This is a genomic window from Planctomycetota bacterium (assembly GCA_016872555.1).
Classification (GTDB): Bacteria; Planctomycetota; Planctomycetia; order Pirellulales; family UBA1268; genus F1-20-MAGs016.
In genome coordinates this window covers 1-17,001 of sequence record VGZO01000026.1, presented here as the reverse complement: position 1 = coordinate 17,001, position 17,001 = coordinate 1, and the positions used below count along the sequence as shown (strand labels likewise).

The 17,001-nt window shown below is 72.8% G+C and carries 12 protein-coding genes; 8 read left to right on the top strand and 4 right to left on the bottom strand.

All coding sequences use genetic code 11. The features are described 5' to 3' along the window. Nucleotides 1-9: 9 nt before the first annotated feature. The 5 genes from FJ309_10235 (at nucleotide 10) to FJ309_10215 (ending at nucleotide 9,081) form a co-directional block, all read left to right on the top strand. Nucleotides 10-1,014 (top strand): acryloyl-CoA reductase, encoded by a 1,005-nt coding sequence (locus FJ309_10235; protein ID MBM3954974.1) that lies wholly within the window; start codon nucleotides 10-12, stop codon nucleotides 1,012-1,014. Between the two features lie 53 nt (nucleotides 1,015-1,067). Continuing rightward, the gene (locus FJ309_10230; GenBank protein MBM3954973.1) at nucleotides 1,068-3,749 is read left to right on the top strand and encodes a hypothetical protein; all 2,682 of its coding nucleotides are present in this window, start codon (nucleotides 1,068-1,070) and stop codon (nucleotides 3,747-3,749) included. Nucleotides 3,750-3,892: 143 nt separating this feature from the next. Then, on the top strand, nucleotides 3,893-6,280 hold the full coding sequence (locus FJ309_10225) for a penicillin acylase family protein (protein ID MBM3954972.1): 2,388 nt from the start codon (nucleotides 3,893-3,895) through the stop codon (nucleotides 6,278-6,280). Nucleotides 6,281-6,316: 36 nt separating this feature from the next. Then, nucleotides 6,317-8,593 (top strand): hypothetical protein, encoded by a 2,277-nt coding sequence (locus FJ309_10220; GenBank protein ID MBM3954971.1) that lies wholly within the window; start codon nucleotides 6,317-6,319, stop codon nucleotides 8,591-8,593. Nucleotides 8,594-8,595: 2 nt separating this feature from the next. Next, a complete protein-coding gene (locus tag FJ309_10215; GenBank protein MBM3954970.1) occupies nucleotides 8,596-9,081 on the top strand; it encodes a DUF962 domain-containing protein in 486 nt (161 codons plus the stop codon). Nucleotides 9,082-9,129: 48 nt separating this feature from the next. Here the strand turns inward: FJ309_10215 and FJ309_10210 are convergent, their stop codons facing one another. The 3 genes from FJ309_10210 to FJ309_10200 are packed head-to-tail and all read right to left on the bottom strand — an operon-like array spanning nucleotide 9,130 to nucleotide 11,913. After that, a complete protein-coding gene (locus tag FJ309_10210; GenBank protein MBM3954969.1) occupies nucleotides 9,130-10,707 on the bottom strand; it encodes an AMP-binding protein in 1,578 nt (525 codons plus the stop codon). Nucleotides 10,708-10,750: 43 nt separating this feature from the next. Next, complete coding sequence (gene madM / locus FJ309_10205) at nucleotides 10,751-11,533, bottom strand: malonate transporter subunit MadM (protein MBM3954968.1); 783 nt, start codon at nucleotides 11,531-11,533, stop codon at nucleotides 10,751-10,753. After that, nucleotides 11,530-11,913 carry a malonate transporter gene (locus FJ309_10200; GenBank protein ID MBM3954967.1) on the bottom strand — a complete coding sequence of 128 codons (384 nt, stop codon included), beginning with the start codon at nucleotides 11,911-11,913 and terminating at the stop codon, nucleotides 11,530-11,532. The genes madM and FJ309_10200 overlap by 4 nt, the downstream gene beginning before the upstream one ends. A gap of 153 nt (nucleotides 11,914-12,066) precedes the next feature. On the opposite strand from FJ309_10200, the gene FJ309_10195 reads away from it, so the two are divergent. Together FJ309_10195 and FJ309_10190 are read left to right on the top strand one after the other, a co-directional pair. After that, complete coding sequence (locus FJ309_10195; GenBank protein MBM3954966.1) at nucleotides 12,067-13,002, top strand: ATP-binding cassette domain-containing protein; 936 nt, start codon at nucleotides 12,067-12,069, stop codon at nucleotides 13,000-13,002. Beyond that, nucleotides 12,999-14,588 (top strand): ABC transporter permease, encoded by a 1,590-nt coding sequence (locus tag FJ309_10190; protein MBM3954965.1) that lies wholly within the window; start codon nucleotides 12,999-13,001, stop codon nucleotides 14,586-14,588. The genes FJ309_10195 and FJ309_10190 overlap by 4 nt, the downstream gene beginning before the upstream one ends. Nucleotides 14,589-14,594: 6 nt before the next feature. Here the strand turns inward: FJ309_10190 and FJ309_10185 are convergent, their stop codons facing one another. Continuing rightward, entirely contained in the window at nucleotides 14,595-15,830 is a 1,236-nt protein-coding gene (locus tag FJ309_10185; protein MBM3954964.1) for a glutamate dehydrogenase, read from the bottom strand. 243 nt (nucleotides 15,831-16,073) lie between these two features. On the opposite strand from FJ309_10185, the gene FJ309_10180 reads away from it, so the two are divergent. Further along, nucleotides 16,074-17,001, top strand: a 928-nt coding sequence (locus FJ309_10180) for a hypothetical protein (protein MBM3954963.1), incomplete at its 3' end; no start/stop codon positions are given.

Sequence of the window (17,001 nt, the reverse complement as noted above, 5' to 3'; positions counted from 1 at the left end):
CGCGTGCGCATGTTCTCCCGCTTCACCGCCTACCGGATCCACCAGGCCGACGGCGGCGTCGCCGCGCGCTACGAGACGCTGGCGCTCGAGGACCTGTCGCCCGGCGACGTCGTGATCCGCGTCCGCCACTCGGGCGTCAACTACAAAGACGCGCTGGCCGCCACCGGCGCCGGGAAGATCCTCAGGCGCTTTCCGCTCGTCGGCGGGATCGACCTCGCCGGCACGGTCGTCGCCTCGTCCGATCCGCGTTGGCGCGAAGGGGCCGAGGTCCTCGTCACCGGCTGCGGGCTCTCCGAGACCCACGACGGCGGCTACGCCGAGTTCGCCCGCGTGCCCGGCGATTGGGTCGTCGCCCTCCCGGAAGGGTTCGATTCCCACGCCGCGATGGCGCTGGGGACGGCCGGGTTCACCGCGGCGCTGGCGATCCACCGCCTCGAGCAGCAGGGCCTCGAGCGCGGGGCAGGCGCGGTGGTCGTCACCGGCGCCAGCGGCGGCGTGGGGAGCGTGGCGATCGACCTGCTGGCGGCGCGCGGCTACCGGGTCGTCGCCGTCACGGGCAAGCCGGATGCCGCCGATCACCTCCGGGCGCTGGGCGCCGCCGAGGTCATTCCGCGCGCGAGCCTCGACCTCGGCACGCGGCCGCTCGAGCAGGCGCGCTACGCCGCGGCGATCGACAACGTCGGCGGTCCGCTGCTGGCCTGGCTCACGCGCTCGGTCGGCCCCGGCGGGGCGATCGCCGCCGTCGGGATGGCCGGCGGGAGCGAGCTGCACACGACGGTGATGCCGCTGATCATCCGCGGCGTCGATCTCCTCGGGATTGCCTCGGCGCAGACGCCGCGGCCGACGCGGCTCACGGTCTGGCGGCGCCTCGGCGGCGACCTGCGGCCGCGTCACCTCGGCCGGATCGCCCCACGGACGATTCCGTTGGCGGAGTTGCCCGGGGCGTTCGCCCCGCTGCTGTCCGGCAGTGTCGTCGGCCGTACGGTGGTGGCGATCGGCGGCGCCGGGGCGTGAGGGTGTCAGTCGACGATCGCGGCGCCGGCGCACGCTGGCCATGGGGAGTCACGATGACGACGGTGCTACGCATGCTCGCGGGGCTGGCAGTCGTCTGGGCCCATGCCGCCGCCGCCGCGCCGACGGTCGTCGCCGATTTCACCCGCCCCGGTCACGGGTGGCGCGGCAACGGCAACGCGACGATCGGGGGCGCCGGTCCCGCCGGCCTCCCGATCGCCTGCTCCGGGGAGGATCCGTGGGTCGTCGGCCCTGCCGTCGCGGTGCCCGACGGCGGGCGCCTCGCAGTGCGCCTCCGCACCGCCGCCGTCGACGGCGCCCCGTGGCGGCTGTACGTCGCCGCCGCCGACAAGACCTTCACCGAGGATGCGGCGGCGCCGCTCGTGCCGCTGGCGGGGGAACCGGGCACGCTCGTGGCCACGGTCGCGCGGCTCGCGGAGCGGATGCGCTTCCGGCTCGATCCGCCGGCCGGCACGCCGCGCGCCGTGGTCGTCGATCTCTCCGTCGAGCCGCTGCTCTCGATCCGCCCGCCGCTTCCGGTGCGGCCGCAGGCCCTCGAGCTGCCCGCCGCGGTCGAACGCGTCGCCGCGGGGTCGATCGCGCTGTTCGTCGATCCGCTGTGCTGGAACGCGCTGGCCGTCGAAGTCGACGGCCAGAGCCTGGCGACGACGGTGCCCGACGACCGGATCGCCTGGTGGGACGGCAGCGCCTGCCGGGTTGTCGATCCCGAGCAGGTGCAGCTCGTGCGGCACGGCGACGGCATCGTGCTCACTGCCGAGCACCGCGACGGCGGCACCGATCCGGCGACCTGGCGATTCCAGCGCGCGATCCGTGCCGCCGCCGGGGCGGTCGAGATCGTGACCACCGTCACGGTCGACCGGCCGCGCGACGTCGTCCATCTGCCCTGGCTGTCGCTCGTCGCCGGTGTCGGCTCGTTCGGCCCACGCAAGACCGAGGCGCTCCTGCCGGGTGTCGAGTATCTCGAGGACGAGCCGAGTGGCAGCGAGGCGGAGATCCGCGGGGCGGCCGCCGATCGGCGCCTCGTCGATCCCACCACGGTCTGTAGCCGGATGCTGGTCCTGGCGGCGCGCGGGCGTTGGCTGGCGGTCGATTGGTTTCCCGGCGACGTCGCCGCGTCGCCGCTGTTGGATTCCCCCGACCGGACGTTCGACTCCGGCGCCCACCTGCTCGGGCTGTGGTCGCCGGCCGTCGGCCCGTGGCGGGAGCAGGGAAGCGTGGCGGTGCAGCGTGTGCTCGAGTTGGCCCCGGACAAGCCACTGGCGCAGCGCGTGCGCCTCCGCGGTGGCCCTGGCGACGACGTGGCCCTGGCGCTTGCCGACCGTGTCGCCCGCGACGGCTTGCCGGCGTTTCCGGTCGGCCCACCCGACGCGCCGGCAACCGGCCTCGCCGCGGCGAGCCGGCTGCTCGCCCATGGCTGGCTCGATTCGGCCGCGCGCGACGGCACGCGCTGGCGCCATGCGGTGTGGGGGGAGTCGTTCCCCCCGCAGCCTGCCGAGGACGCGCCGGTGTTCATGGGCTGGCTCTCGCGGCACGTCGCCGACGAGGCGCTTGCCGCGCGCCTCGAGACAGCCGCGCGCGAGGCGATCGTGGCGCTGCCGGCCGACACCCTGGCGCTGTCGGGTGTCGGGCATGCGGGGCGGCCGGTGGGGCCGCTGGTCATCGGCGATCTGCCGCGTGTCGTCCGCGCGGCGGCGCCGAGCGTGATGCGTGGGGCGGCGCGACTGGCGGAGCAGGGGGGCCGGGCCCGGTATGCCCCGGGAGCCGACGACCTCGCGGCCACGCTCGGTGCCGACCACTGCAACGGCCTGACCGCGATCGCCGTCGAGGCGCTGCTCGAGCAGGCGACGCTCACCGGCGACGAGCAGGCGATCGCGGCGGCGCTCGCGGCCCTGGCCGCGCTCGATGCCGACCATCCGCGCGGCGTTCCCCGCGGTGCCCAGCCCTGGGAGATCCCCCTCCACGCCCCCGACATCCTCGCCGCGGCGCGCCTCGTGCGCTGCTTCGTCCTCGGCCATCTCCTCTCCGGCGACGGGCATCACCTCGCCAGGGCGCGCGAGTGGGCGTGGCGCGGGGCGACGATGGTCGTCCTCGACCCACCGACGCCGGCGGCGGTGGGGATCTACGCGACGACCGGCGTGATCGGCGCGACCCACTGGACCGCGCCCAATTGGATCGGCCAGCCGGTGCAGTGGTGCGGGCTGGTCTACGCGGCAGCGCTCGTGGACCTGGCCCGGATCGACGGCGAGCAGGGCGACACGTGGGGCACGCTCGCCGCGGGGATCACGCGCTGCGGGCTGGCGATGACGTTTCCGCGCGACGACGCCCGCGGCCGCGGCGGCCTGCTCCCCGATTTCTGGCTCCTCGCCGAGGGGCGCGGCGACGGCCCGGCGATCAACCCCGGCACGCTCCAGGCGAGCCTCGCCGATGCATTCAACGCGACGCCGCTGTACTCCGTCACGCGCCTCGCCGCCGGGCGGGCTGCCGGGGGGCTGGTCCACGTGGCGGGAGCGACGGTGTCGCAGCGCACCAGTGACGAGCGCATCGACCTGGAGCTGGCGACGTGGCCGGACGACGGCTGCCGCGTGCTCCTCTCCCGTGTGCCGCCGCCGCGGAGCGTGACGTGGAACGGCGTGTCCTTGACACCGACGGTCCTTGCCGCCGAGCGCTCGCTGATCGTGCCGGTGCGGGGAAGCGGGCGGCTTTCGATCGGGTGGTGACCCGAGGGGGGCCAGGGCAGGCCGCGTTGAGCCGAGCCGACGGCCTCGGATATAGTCGCGATGTCAGGGCGATGGGGAACGGTCCGAGCGCGAGCGCCGTGCCGATCGGTCGAGGCGGCGCCCGCAGCGAAAGGGGGATCCGGATGCAACGGCACGGTCATGGCGCGGCGAGTCGGAGCAGGGGCAACGCCTGGGGCGTCGCCACGGCGGTCGCCGTCGCGGCCGGTCTCGGTGCGCCCGCTGCCTGGGCCCAGACGGTCGTCGACCGGGCGGCGCCGGCGGTCGAGGACCGCCAGCCGGTGGCCAGTGAGCGGGCCCGGGAGCTTGCCCGGACCGTGACGATCCGCCGCGATGCCTACGGCGTGCCGCACGTCTCGGCCCCGACCGACGCCGGCTGTGTGTTCGGATTTCTCTACGCGCAGGCCGAGGACTATTTCTGGCAGATCGAAGACAGCTACCTCCGGGCCATCGGCCGCGCCGCGGAAGTCTATGGCGAGGGGGAGTTGCCGGCGGATCTGGTCAACCGCGCCTTGGGGATCGGCCGGCTGTCGCACGACGAATACGCCGCCGCCTCACCGGCCGGCAAGGCGCTGTTCGACGCCGCCGCCGAAGGGCTAAACTGGTTTCTCGACACCCATCCCGAGGTCCGGCCGCGGCTGATCACGCGCTTCGAGGGCTGGCACGTGCCGGCGTTCCGGCGCTTCATGCTCTACCAGTCGTTCATCTACCGCAAAAGCGGCCTCGCGCCGCGCGAGATCCTCGCCGCCGTGAAGGAAGTCCGTGCCGACGGCGATGGCCCGGTCGGGCTGCTCCCCGCCACGCTCGACCATGTCGCGCGGCTGGCCGAGGCCGACGCCGAGGCCGACCTGCTGGCGGCCCACGTCGGCTCCAACATGTGGGCCGTCGCGCCGCGGAAGTCGGCGTCGGGCAAGGCGCTGATGTTCATCAATCCGCACCAGCCGTTCTTCGGACCGGGGCAGTGGTACGAGGGGCATCTCACGAGCGCCGAGGGCTGGAACCTCCTCGGCGCCTGCTTCTTCGGCTCGCCGTTTCCCACGCTCGGTCACAACGAGCACCTCGCCTGGAGCCACACCGTCAACGAGCCCGACATCGCCGACGTCTGGGAGATCGCCGTCGATCCGCAGGATCCGGCCCGCTACCGGCATGGCGACGGCAGCCGGGCGCTCGAATCATGGACCGACACGATCGGCGTGCTCACTGACGGCGCGGTCGTCCCGCGGACGTTCCGGTTCACGAAGACCCACCATGGCCCGATCGTCGCGGTCCGCGCGGGGAAGCCGCTCGCCCTCCGGCTGGCGAAATTCGAGGAGGGGGGCACGCTCGAACAGTGGCAGGCGATGGGCAAGGCGCGGAACGTGGCCGAGTTCAAGGAGGCGCTGGCCCACTGCGACGTGCCGATGTTCAACTGCCTCGTCGCCGACTCTGCCGGCGAGATCTTCTTCGTCTACAACGGGGCGATCCCGAAGCGCGACCCGGCCTTCGACTGGACCAGGCCGGTCGACGGCGCCGACCCGCGGACCGACTGGCAGGGCTACCACACGCTCGACGAACTGCCGCAGCTTGCCAACCCCACGTGCGGCTTCCTCCAGAACTGCAACCAGGGCCCGCTGACGACCGTGCCCCACGGCCGCGAGTTGGCCGCCGGGGCGACCGACGAAAACCCCGCCGCGGCCCGGTTCCCGAAATACATGATCGGCGAGCGTGACCGCGACAACGGCCGGGCGCGGATCTCGCGGCGGATCCTCGGGGCGACCGAGCCATTCGATTTCGATGCCTGGGCGCGGGCCGGGTTCGACACGCGCGTGATCGAAGCCGAAGCGCGCGTGCCGGAGCTGGTCGCCGAGTACGACGCGGTCAAGAAGACCGACGCGGCCCGTGCCGAGAAGCTCGGCCCGGCAGTCGAGGCGCTGCGGACCTGGGACTGCGTCAGCACGGTCGAGTCGGTGCCGATGACGCTGTTCGTCCTCACGTTCGACCGCGTCATGCAGATGGTGCAGAAGATGGACCTGCTCAATTCGCCGCGCCTCCGGGCGCTTGAAGCGACGGTCGCCGACCTGGAAAAGGATTTCGGTACCTGGCAGGTGAAGTGGGGGGAGATCAACCGCCTCCAGCGGATCCACGGCTCGGAGATCGACATGGAGGGGCGTGGGGCGTTCAGCGACGACGAGCCGAGCCTCCCCGTGGCGGGGTCGCCGGGGCCGGTGGGGATCGTGTTCAACTTCTACACCCGGCCGCAGGCCGGACAGAAGCGGCGCTACGGCGTCGCCGGCCACAGCTACGTCGGCGTCGTCGAACTGGGCGACGGCATCCGGGCCCGGACGGTGCTCCAGTTCGGGCAGTCGGGCGACCCGCAGTCGCCCCACTGGTTCGACCAGGCGCCGCTGTATGCCGCCGGCGAGTACAAGCCGTCGCTGTTCACCGCCGACGAGATCGACCGGCATGCCGGGCCGGCCTACCATCCCGGCGAGCCACGGCCGGCGCCGCACCGCGCCGCCGCGGCGCGGCCCTGAGCCGCGGCGCGAGATCGAGCCCGCGATCCCACGAGGATGTCGACCGTGAACAGAAGTGTCGTAGTTTCGGCAGCGCGGATCGTGGCGTTCGCCGCCGCCCTCGCCATCCCGGTATCGGCCACCGGCTCCGAGCCGGGCCGCCGGTTCGTGATCGCGCCTGGCCCCGACGCCCAGGCGCGGCTCCAGGAGCGGTTCGTCGACGCCACGCCGGGCGACGTGATCCAGCTCGAGGAAGGGGTCTACAGCCTCACCCACCAGCTCGACCTCGTCGCCGACTCGATCACCGTCCGCGGCCGCGGCTCGGCCCGGACGGTCCTGTCGTTCGCCGGGCAGTCGGGGGGATCGCACGGCATCGAAGCCACCGGCGACAACCTCGTCCTCGAGCACTTCGCCGTCGAAGACACGGCCGGCGACGCGGTCAAGGTCCTGGGCGCGAGGAACGTGATCCTCCGCGACGTCCGCGCCGAGTGGACCGGCGAGCCCTCGGCCGACAACGGCGCCTACGGCCTCTATCCCGTCCAGTGTGAAAACGTCCTCATGGAAGACTGCACGGCGATCGGCGCCGCCGACGCCGGGCTGTATGTCGGCCAGTGCAAGGGAGTCGTGGTGCGCCGCTGCCTCGCCGAGCGGAACGTCGCCGGGATCGAAATCGAAAACACCCTCTCCGCCGACGTCCACGACAACCTCGCCCGTGACAACTCCGGCGGGATCCTCGTCTTCGACCTCCCCGGCCTCCCGGTCGCCAACGGCGGCGGCGTGCGCGTGTTCCGCAACCGGGCCGTCGCCAACAACCACCGCAACTTCGCCGATCCCGGTTCGATGGTCGCGACCGTGCCGCCCGGTACCGGCGTGATGATCCTCGCCACCGACCGGGTCGAGGTGACCGACAACGACATCGTCGACAACCAGTCGGCGAGCGTGCTCGTCCTCGCCTTCACGTCGCTGGGGAAGAAGTTCGACCACGCCGCCTACGATCCCGTGCCGGAGGAGATCGCGATCCACGGCAACCGGATCTCCGGCGGCGGCGGCAAGCCACAGGGGGAGCTGGCCACGCTCCTCGGCCCGCTGCTGGGGCGGAAGTTCCCCGACATCCTCTGGGACGGCGTCACGCCCCCCGGCACGGCGAAGCCGCGCCTCCGCCTCGCTGCCAACGGCGCCGCCACGTTCGCCAACTTCCGGATCGCCGAGGTCAACGCGCTGAGCCTGATCACGGGCAACGCGCGGCCGAAGACCGATCCTGCGGAGCTGTCGGCCGATGTCGCGGCCCTGCCGGCGGTGACACTCGCCCCTCTGGATCCGCCGAGCCGGGAGGTGCCCGCGGCGGTGCGCTTCTACCGGTCGCTGCCGACATCGCTGGCGGCGCTTGGCCTGTTCGACGGCCCACCGGCCCGGCAGGAGCCGGCGCCGGGGGTGGTGCGCTACGAGCTGTCGACCGAACTGTTTTCCGACCACTCCCACAAGCGCCGGTTCATCCGCCTGCCTGCCGGCGGCACGATCGAATACCGCGAGTCGGGTGTCGTGGAGTTTCCCGTCGGCACGCTGATCGCGAAGACGTTCTCGTTTCCCGGTACGGGGGCCGACGGCGGCGAGCGCCTCGTCGAGACCCGGATCGAGGCGCGCACCGCCGACGGCTGGTTTGGCGCCTCTTACCTCTGGAACGACGCGCAGGACGACGCCCTGTTGTGCCTTGGTGGCCGGCAGGTGGAGATCGCGCGCGGCGCCGGCGACGAGGGCACGGCGACGCTTTCCTACGAAGTGCCCGGTGCCAACCAGTGCCTCTCCTGCCACGCCCAGACCCACGGCCAGTCGCGCCCGGCCTACGAGCCGCTCGGACCGACCGCCGCCAACATGAACCGCTCCCTCCCCGATGCCGCCGGCGGCAATCAGCTCGCGCGGCTCGCCGAGGCGGGGCTGTTGACCGGCCTGCCCGCGGCGGGCGCGCCGAGCGTGCCGGCGGCGTTCGATCCCCATGCCGGAACCGTCGCCGAGCGGGCCCGCGGCTGGCTCGAGGTCAACTGTGCCCACTGCCACAATCCCGCCGGCAGCGCCCGGACGACCGGCCTCGACCTGCGCCGCTCGCAGGGAGACCTGGCGCGCGTCGGCGTCTGGAAGAGCCCCGTCGCCGCCGGGCGCGGCGCCGGTGGCCGGCGCTACGACATCGTCCCCGGCAAGCCCGACGACTCGATCCTCGTCCACCGCCTCGAGACCGACGAGCCGGCGGTGATGATGCCGAGCCTGGGCCGGAAGCTCGTCCACGCCGACGCGGTGGCCCTGGTGCGCGAGTGGATCGGGCAGCTTCCCGCGGAGAAGTGACCGTGGCCGCGCGACGCACCGTCGGCGAGTGGCTCGACGCCTATGGCGAGTGCCACCGCAACCCGATCAACAAGGCGTTCCACTGGGTCTGCGTGCCGGCGATCACCGTCAGCGTGCTGGCGCTGGTCGCGTCGCTTCCCTGCCCGGCCCTGTTGAGAGGTGTCGGCCTCGACTGGGCGGTGATCGTCGTCGCGCTGGCGACGCTGTTTTACCTCCGCCTCTCGCCGCGCCTGGCGGTGGGGATGGTGCTGTTTTCGGCGCTGGCGCTGGCGGCGATCCGGATGTTCGCGGCCCGCGGCCCGGTGCCGCTGTGGGGGGCGGCGCTGGGGGTGTTTGTCGTCGCCTGGGTCGGGCAGTTCATCGGCCATGCGATCGAGGGGAAGAAGCCGTCGTTTCTCGACGACGTGAAGTTCCTCCTCATCGGCCCGATCTGGCTGCTCGCCGATCTCTACCGGCGCCTTGGCCTGTGGCCGGCGCCTGCACGGTGACGCACTGCGCACTTGGCTGGGCTCACGGCGTCACGTGGCGTCACGCGCTCACGTGGCGTCGAACAGTTCGCGAACTGCCGGCTTGGTGACTTTCCCCATGGCGTTGCGCGGGAGTGCCGCCACGCAGACGAGCGCACGCGGCAGCTTGTAGGGAGACAGGCGCTGGCGGGCCCAGTCGCGAACTGCCTCGAGCGACAGTTCCGTGCCAGCGCGGAGCACGACCGCGGCGGCCACCGTCTCCCCCCAGGTGTCGTCGGGGAGGCCGACGACCGCGCAGTCGGCGATCGCCGGGCAGTCGAGCAGTGCCGCCTCGATCTCCAGCGCCGAGAGCTTGTAGCCGCCGCTCTTGATGATGTCGACGCTCGACCGGCCGAGGATCCGGTACGACCCCTCCTCGATCACCGCCACGTCGCCGGTCCGAAACCAGCCGTCGACGAACGCCGCCGCCGTCGCCTCCGGCTGCCCCCAGTAGCCGGCGAAGACCGTGTCGCCGCGGACCTGGATTTCGCCCGGTTCGCCTGGCGGCGGTGCGCCGCGGGAAGCGTCGCTCCACAGCCGCACGGCGACGCCGGGAAGCGGCCCGCCGACATGGCCGGGGCGGCGCGGGCCGTCGTAGGGATTGGACAGCGCCATCCCGATCTCGGTCATCCCGTAGCGCTCGAGGATCCGCTGCCCGGTGATCGTGGCGAAGCGCTCGAACACGCTGGCCGGCAGCGCCGCCGATCCCGACACGACCAGCCGCAGCCGGCCGAATCCCGCCGCGACACGCGCCCGGTCGGGAGCCGCGAGGCCGTCGAGCGCCTCGAGCAGGCGGACGAAGATCGTCGGCACCGCCATGAACAGCGTGAACTCGTCGGCGGCGACCGCGGCCGATACCTCCGCGGGGTCGAATTTCCCCAGTGCCGTGACCGTCGCCCCGGCCCACGCCGCGCACGACACGACGTTGATCAGCCCGTGGACATGGTGCAGCGGCAGGAACAGGGGAATCCGATCGGCACTGCTCCAGCGCCACGCCGCGACGAGCGATTCGATCTGGGCCTGGATGCAGCGGTGAGTGGTCACCACCCCCTTGGGGCGCGCGGTCGTGCCGCTGGTGAACAGCATCAGACCGGGGCGCGTGGGGTCGACGTCGGGGAGGGGCGTGGCCGGCGCGGCGGCCCGGCGCGGATCGAGCAGTCGCATTCCGCGGCGTGCGAAAACGTCTTGGCGGCTGGCGGCGAGGTGGTCGTCGGCGAGCGCGGTGCCGATCCCGGCATCGGCGACGACATGGGCCAATTCGTCGGCCGTGGCATGGAGCGACAGCGGCACGGCGATCCCGCCGGCCCGCCACACACCCCACAGCGCCGCCACGAACGCCGCGTCGGGTTCGACGAGGATCCCGATGCGTTCGCCCGCGAGATCGCCACGGCCACCGAGCAGCGCCGCTGCCAGCGCCGCCGAGCGGTCGAGAAGCGAGGTGTAGGTCGTCGTGCCCATCCCGTCGCGGACGGCGACGGCTGAGCCCAATCCGTCGCGGACGGCGACGGCTGAGCCCAATCCGTCGCGGACGGCGACGGCTGAGCCCAATCCGTCGCGGACGGCGACGGCTGAGCCATGTCGAGCCACCCGGTCGATGATCGGAAGCATGGCAGTCACTCGTGGAAATCCGTCGGTCTGACCGCGCGTCGGCTCATCCGAGGAGGAGGCGCACGACGCCATGGACGATCGACGGCCCGACGAGGCAGCCGAGCCCCGTGTAAAACGTCGCCGTCAGCGCGCCATACGGCACGAGTGCCGGATCGGTCGCGGCCAAGCCGCCGACGACGCCGCTGTTGGTGCCCATCAGTCCGCCGTACACCGCGGCGGCGCGGGGGTTGTCGAGGCCGATCGACCGGGCGACGAGGGGCGTGAGGAGCATCACGAGGATCGCCTTGATGACGCCGGCGGCGAACGCCACGGCGATCACGTCGGCCCCCGCGCCGAGCGCCGAGCCGGTGACGGGGCCGACGATGTAGGTAGCCGCTCCGGCGGCGATCGTCGTCACCGCCACCGGATCGCGGTAGCCGCAGGCATAGGCGCTCACGCCGCCGAGGGCGAACGCGACGACGAGGCCCGTGATCAGACCGACGACTCCTGCCGCCCCGGCGCCTGCCAACTCGGCCGGGCGGATGCCGAACGCCGTGGCCACGATCGCCAGGTCGCGGAGCGTGGCGCCGCCGAGCAGCCCGAGCCCGGCGAGCCAGGGGATCCCGGCGGCACCGCGCGTGCCGCCGCTCACGGTTCCTCCCCACCAGGCCAGCGCCAGCCCGGCGAGGATCGCGACCACCGATCCCGGCACGCGGCCGCGGAGCAGGTGGCGGGCGACCGCTTCCGCGCCCCACGTGATCATCCCCACGAGCACTAGCGCCGTGACCAGCCCTTCGGCGGCGAGGACGTCGGTGAGCGGCTTGAAGGCGGCCGGATCGAGCGTCATGCGGTCTCCCCGTCGCGGCCCGGCAACCGTCCGCCGATCCGCACGATCACCGGCACGAGGCAAAACGCCGCCGCCACGACCGCCCCGGCCGCGACGGCCGCCACGACTCCGCCGCCGAGCGCAGCGCGGACGTCGAGCGTGGCCGCCATGGCGACGACGATCGGGATGTAGATGCCGCCCCAGTAGCCGATTCCCGTCGTCGTCTGGGCGTCGAGCCGGCCGGACCGGCGGAGCAGGGCGGTGGTGGCGACGAGCAGGAGCATCGCGATCCCGACGCCGCCGACGTCGCCGGCGACACCGACCTGCCGCGCGAGCCACGCCCCGGCCAACCGGCCGCCGAGCAGGCAGCCGCCGAGCAGGGCCGTACCGTAGATCAGCATGGGCGTCTCCTCGTCGCGCGGGGGGCCGTCGGAGCGTGAGTGTAGTCCGGCCGTTACACGGCGATCGAGGCGGCCGAAGCGGCCTCCACGCCCGGGCGTGGGACGCCGTGCGGCGAGGGCCTATAACGGAGGCCCCCCACCGGAGCCACGCGCGTGTCGCAGTCGTCGCAACCCGTCCTCGTCCTCGACGGGCTGAAGAAGTCGTTCGGCGCGTTTACCGCCGTCCACGACGTCTCCCTCTCCGTGCCCCGGGGGAGCGTGTACGGCTTCCTCGGCCCCAACGGCGCCGGGAAGACGACCACGATCCGGATGGCGCTGTCGATCTACCAGCCGACCGCCGGCCGCGTGACGGTCCTCGGTCAGCCGTCGGCGCTCCTGGTCCGCGACCGGATCGGTTACCTGCCGGAAGAGAAGGGGCTCTACAAGAAGATGCGCGCCTGCGACATCATCGCCTACTTCGCCTCGCTCAAGGGGATGCCCTCGGCCGCGGCCCGGAAGCGCGCCCTCGAACTGCTCGACAAGTACGGCCTCGGCGAATTCGCCACGCGAAAGTGCGAGGCGCTCTCCAAGGGGATGGGGCAGAAGGTCCAGGTGCTGGCGTCGATCGCCCACCACCCCGAATTCGTGATCCTCGACGAGCCGTTTTCCGGCCTCGACCCGGTCAACCAGCAGGTCCTCGAAGACCTCATCGAGGACCTCAAGCGCGAGGGGACGACGATCGTCTTTTCGACCCACATCATGGAACACGCCGAGCGGCTCTGCGATCGGCTGGTGCTCATCGCCCGCGGCCGGGCGGTGTTCGACGGCACCGTCGCCGAGGCGCGGCGGACGATCCCGCGGCGGATCGTGATCCGCACCCCCGTCGACCCCGGGCGGCTCCGCGGCATGCCCGGCGTCACCGGGCTGACGGCGCTCGGCGGCGACCGCCACGAGGTCACGCTCGCCGACGATGGCGACGCCGACGCGATCCTCGCCGCCTGCTTCCGCGACGGCATCCCGCTGGTGGGCTTCGATCGCAGCGAGCCGACGCTCCGCGACGTGTTCCTGCGCTTGGTGGGGGCTGAACAGGCCGCGGAGGAAGTGGCATGAGAAACGCCTGGCTCGTCGCCTGCCGCGAATTCGCCGAGAACGTCCATACCAAGGGGTTTTGGCTCGGGATCGCGATGGTCCCGCTCTTGCTCGTCCTCGGGTTCTCGGCGCAGCGCCTCCTCGAATCGAGCACGCCCTCGCGCGCCTTCGTCGTCGTCGACCCGGCCGATGTCTACGGCGACGCGATCGACGCCGCCGTCGAGCGGCTCCACCAGCGCGAGGTGCTCAAGGCGTTCGGCGAGTACTTCTCGCGCCATGCCGTGCGCGGCAAGACGGTGCCCGCCGCCGACCTCGAGGCGACGCCGGCCGTCGACGTCGAGAAGGTGCTTCAGGAGTTTTCCGACACCAACCCTGCGGCGCTCGAGGCGTTTGTCAACGCCGGGGGACTCGCCGTGGCGATGGCCAAGGTCAACGGCCTGATCGCCCCCGACGCGCCGCCGTTCGTCCAGCCGCGGAAGCTGTTCGTGCGCGTCGACCTGCCGGCGGGGATCGACCCCGAGGCGGGGCCGGCGGCCGTCGCCGACGCCTTGCGCCCCTGGCTCCGTGGTGAGCAGAAGGTGGAGATCGACGGCCGGCCGACCGACCTGTTTGCGGCGGTGATCGTGCCCGAGGACATCGCCGACCACGTCAGCCGCCCCGGCGGGGTGCCGCGCGTGCCGGAGCCGGGGGAGAGCGTGCAGTATTGGGCGGCCAACCTCGCCGACACCGACCTGCGGACCGAGATCGAGCGCGCGATCAACGACCAGCAGCGGCGCGCCGAGTATGTCGCCAAGGGGATGGATGCCGCGGCCGTCCAGGCGGTCCAGCGGACGAGCGTGCCGGTGGTCAAACTCGATCCGCGGAAGGCGAGCGGCCGCGAGCAGGTGAGCCTCGCCGACCAGCTCCGCCAGTGGGCGCCGGTGGGGTTCGTGTACCTCCTGTGGACGTCGATCTTCGCCGTCGCCTCGCTGCTGCTCAACAACACGATCGAGGAGAAGTCGAACCGCCTCGTCGAGGTGCTGCTGTCGAGCGTCACGCCCGGCGAGCTGATGTTCGGCAAGCTCCTGGGGATCGCCGCGGTCGGGCTGACGATGATCCTGGCGTGGATCGCCGGAATGGTCGGGATGCTGTGGTGGAACGCCGGCCCGCAGGCGGAGCAGGCGCGGAGCCTCCTCGACGTGGTGACACGCTCCGGGCTGCTGCCGGCGTTCGTCGGCTACTTCATCCTCGGCTACCTGCTCTACGGGAGCCTGTTTCTGGCGCTCGGCAGCGTGTGCAACACGCTCAAGGAGGCGCAGAACATGATGCAGCCGGTGATGCTGGTGATGATCGTGCCGCTGCTGACGATGATGTTCATCCCCAAGGATCCCAACGGCACGCTGGCGCGGGTGATGTCGTGGATCCCGATCTACACGCCGTTCGTGATGATGAACCGGGCCGCGGCCTCGCCGCCGCCATGGGAGATCGTCGGCACGACCCTCCTCCTGCTGGCGGCGGTGGCGGTGACGCTCTGTCTCGCCGGCCGGATCTTCGCCACCGGCATCCTCCGCACCGGGCAGCCGCCGCGGCTGGTCGAGCTGTGGCAGTGGCTTGTCCGCGGGGCGTGAGCGCCGTCAGGCGATGCCACCGAGAACGGTCGCCCGGGCGACGCGGCCGACGCCCACCATGTAGGCGGCGGTGCGGAGCGTGACCTTCCGCGACGTCGACAGTTGCCAGACCTGCTCGAACGCCTCGCCGAGGATCCGGTCGAGCTCCTGGCGGACGCGGTGGATGCCCCACTGGTAATGCTGGCGGTTTTGCACCCACTCGAACCAGCTCGCCGTCACGCCGCCGGCGTTGGCGAGGATGTCGGGGAGCACGATCACACCGCGCTCGGCGAGGATCGCGTCGGCCTCGGGATCGACCGGGGCGTTGGCCCCTTCGACGATCACCGGGGCGCGGACGGCGGCGGCGTTGGCGGCGGTGATCACGCCCCCCAGCGCCGCCGGCACGAGGACGTCGCAGTCGAGCGCGAGCAGCTCGGCGTTGGAGAGCGCGTCGCCGCCGGTGAAGCCGGCGAGCCGGCCGCCGTGGGACTGGGCGTATTTCACCAGCTCGCCGACGTCGAGCCCGTCGGCGCGGTGGAACCCGGCGGTGGCGTCGCTGACCGCGATGATCTTGCACTCGGCGTCCTTGAGGAACCGCGCCGTGTGGGAGCCGACGTTGCCGAACCCCTGCAGCGCGATCCGGGCGCCGGGCAAGCGCCGCCCGAGCCGGCTGAGGAGCTTGGTGGTCAGCGCCCCGACGCCGCGCCCGGTCGCCTCCTCACGGCCGGCGATGCCGTGGTATTCGACCGGCTTGCCGGTGACGCAGGCGGGGGCGAAGCCGTGGTAGTTGCCGTACTGGTTCATGATCCAGGCCATCACCTCCGGCGACGTGCCGAGGTCGGGGGCGGGGATGTCGACGTCGGGGCCGAACAGGTCGTGGATCGCGTCGACGAACCGGCGCGTGAGCCGCTCGAGCTCACGGCGCGAGAGGGTCTGGGGATCGACCGACACGCCCCCCTTCGCACCGCCGTAGGGGATGTCGACGACCGCGGTCTTCCAGGTCATCAGCGCCGCCAGCGTGCGGACCTCGTCGAGGTCGACCTGGGGGTGGTAGCGGAGCCCCCCCTTCATCGGGCCACGCGCGTTGTTGTGCTGCACCCGGTAGCCGATGAACGTCGCCAGCTCGCCGCTGTCCATTTCCACCGGGATCTGCACCTGGACCTCGCGCCGCGCGGTGAGGAGCAGCCGGCGCATCTCCGCGGAGAGGTCGAGCTCGTTGGCGGCACGCTCGAAGTAGATCGCGGTGGCGTCGCTGGGGCGCATGGCAGGGTCGCTGGGAGGACGGGGAGCAGGGGAGCCTTGTATATCGGTGGCTCCGTGCGCCCCACAAGCGGCGGGGTGTGGCCACGCGCCTGGCCGTCGGCACGGCGGCGGCGGGCCGCGCCGTGGATCGGCGGTTCGGCCGACGGGTAGGATGCGGGAGCGGGGCAGGCGCTCCGCCGGTGCCGGTGCGGTGGCGTGGTGCCGCCGGCTGTTGCCATCGTCTCCGGGAAGCACCGTTCGCGCATGAGTGGCACCGCCCCCGACGGCTTGTGGGACGCCCTGGTCGCCTCGGGCCTGGCCGACGCCGCGCGGGTGCAGGCGCTGCGGCGCGAGTTCGAGGGGCTCCCGTTCCCGCCCGGGACGGCGCCGACGGCGGCGGCCGAGGTGGCCGCACGCTGGCTCGTCAACCGGGGCATCGTCACGGCCTGGCAAGCAAAGCGGCTGCTGCGGGGCGAGACCGGGCCGTTCTTCGTCGGCGAGTACCGGCTCCTCGACCGCATCGACTGCCCCGCCCCCAACGCCTTCCGCGCCCGCCACGACACCGCCGGCCGCGAGGTGGCGATCGTCGTGCTGGCGACGAAGCGCTGCGTCCCCGAGGTGTGGGCCGACATCGTCCAGCGCACCAAGGCCGCGCACGCTGCCGCCGATCCGGTGCTCGTCCGGCCGCGGGCGCTGGAGAAGGCCGACAAACTCCGGTTCATCGTCTGCGACGAGGTCGGCGGCGTGCCACTGGCGGCCGAGCTCGCCACCCGCGGCGCGCTCGCCCCCGAGGAAGCGTCGGCGGTCGTGCTCGCGGTGGCGCGCGGCGTGGCCTGGCTCCACCGGCTCGGCTGCGTGCACGGGGGGATCTCGCTCGACGCGGTCTACCGTGAGCCATCGCCGGTCGGCGCCGCCGCGCACGCCGGTCCGGTGCGGCTCCTCCAGTTCCCGCTCGCCGGCGATCCGCACGTCGTCCCGCCGCGCGTCGACGCCGGATCGGCCGAGGCCATCGCCGGGCTCGGCGGCCGGGCGAGCTTCGTCGCGCCGGAGATCGCGCGCGGTGCACCGGCGACGACGCGCTCCGATGTCTACGCCCTCGGTTGCCTGCTCCACGCGCTGCTCACAGGCGCGCTGCCCTGCTGGCAGGGCGACGCCGCGCGGACGCTGGCCCACGCCGTCGCCTCGGGGCCCG